Source organism: Streptomyces torulosus (genome assembly GCF_001419765.1).
In the GTDB taxonomy this organism is placed as follows: domain Bacteria; phylum Actinomycetota; class Actinomycetes; order Streptomycetales; family Streptomycetaceae; genus Streptomyces; species Streptomyces torulosus.
In genome coordinates this window covers 148-1,668 of sequence record NZ_LIRK01000972.1, presented here as the reverse complement: position 1 = coordinate 1,668, position 1,521 = coordinate 148, and the positions used below count along the sequence as shown (strand labels likewise).

At 73.0% G+C, this 1,521-nt stretch carries 3 pseudogenes; all 3 read right to left on the bottom strand.

From position 1 onward, the window contains the following. Nucleotides 1–191: 191 nt before the first annotated feature. Nucleotides 192–465, bottom strand: a pseudogene (gene manB, locus AOK23_RS51260) (phosphomannomutase/phosphoglucomutase); the annotation flags it as partial. Nucleotides 466–467: 2 nt separating this feature from the next. Then, nucleotides 468–1,215, bottom strand: a pseudogene (locus AOK23_RS51255) (phosphohexomutase domain-containing protein); the annotation flags it as partial. Between the two features lie 2 nt (nucleotides 1,216–1,217). Then, nucleotides 1,218–1,399: pseudogene (manB, locus tag AOK23_RS51250) on the bottom strand (phosphomannomutase/phosphoglucomutase); the annotation flags it as partial. Between the last annotated feature and the right edge of the window lie 122 nt (nucleotides 1,400–1,521).

Below are 1,521 nucleotides of genomic sequence, written 5' to 3'. Positions count from 1 at the left end.
CCCCGCCCCCGGGCCGTGCGGGGCGGGGCCTTCCCGAGTGGGGAGCCCGGCCCGGGGGCGGGGTTCCGCCTGCCGGGCAGGACCGCGGGAGGCCCGGATCGGCCGTGCGGGAGGCCCTCACCGCGCCGGGCGGGGGTCAGGGCGCCCTCCACGGCGACGGGCGCGGCCCATCGTCCGCGAGGGAGACGCGGTCACTCTCGGATGATCGCCAGGACCTCGTCGCGGAGCTTGGCCATCGTCGTCTCGTCGCGGGCCTCGGCGTTCAGGCGGAGGAGGGGCTCCGTGTTGGAGGGGCGGACGTTGAACCACCAGTCCGCGGAGGACACGGTGAGGCCGTCGAGCTCGTCCAGGGTCAGGCCGTCCTGGCCCGCGTAGGCGGCCCTGACGGCGGCGAGGCGGGCGGTCTGGTCGGCGACGGTGGAGTTGATCTCGCCGGAGCCCACGTAGCGGTCGTACTGGGCGACGNNGAGGACGTGGAGGGCGGCCAGCATGCCCGTGTCGGCGTTCCAGAAGTCGGCGAAGTAGTAGTGGGCGGAGTGCTCGCCGCCGAAGATCGCGCCGCTGCGGGCCATCTCGGCCTTGATGAAGGAGTGGCCCACGCGGGTGCGCACGGGGGTGCCGCCGCACTCCCGGACGACCTCGGGGACGGACCAGGAGGTGATCAGGTTGTGGATGACCGTGCCCTTGCCGCCGTGCTTGGCGAGTTCGCGGGAGGCGACCAGGGCGGTGATCGCGGACGGCGAGACGGGGTTGCCCCGCTCGTCGACCACGAAGCAGCGGTCGGCGTCGCCGTCGAAGGCGATGCCTAGGTCGGCGCCCTCCTCGCGGACGCGCTGCTGGAGGTCGACGATGTTCGCCGGGTCGAGTGGGTTGGCCTCGTGGTTGGGGAACGTGCCGTCCAGTTCGAAGTACATCGGGACGAGGTCGAGGGGCAGGCCGGCGAAGACCGTGGGGACCGTGTGACCGCCCATGCCGTTGCCCGCGTCGACGACGACCTTCAGGGGGCGGATCGCGGTGAGGTCGACCAGGCCGCGCAGGTACGCCGCGTAGTCCTCCAGCGTGTCGCGCCGGGTGATCGTTCCCGGTGTCGCGGCCGGTGCGGGCGCTCCGGACTCGCTCCAGGTCTCGGCGAGGGCGCGGATCTCGGCGAGGCCGGTGTCCTGGCCGACGGGGGCGGCGCCCGCGCGGCACATCTTGATGCCGTTGTACTGGGCGNNGCGAAGGCGCGGGCGAGGCCGGGTGAGGAGGGCCGCATGTCGTGGCCGATCACGAGGGCGTCCGCGTCGGTGACCTGGGCGAAGGCGGCGCCGAGGAGTTCGGCCAGGGGCTCGTCCCACTGGTCCGGGACCACACCGCGTACGTCGTACGCCTTCACGATCGTCGACAGATCTGCAGCCACGGCCAACCCCTCCTGAAGTCCTCACCGGATCGTCCCAAACTACCCGGCCGGTGTTACGGCCGACTGTGTGACCTCCGAGGTCGTGGCCCCTGCCAGGAGACGGCGGCCGACGCGGCGGTTCG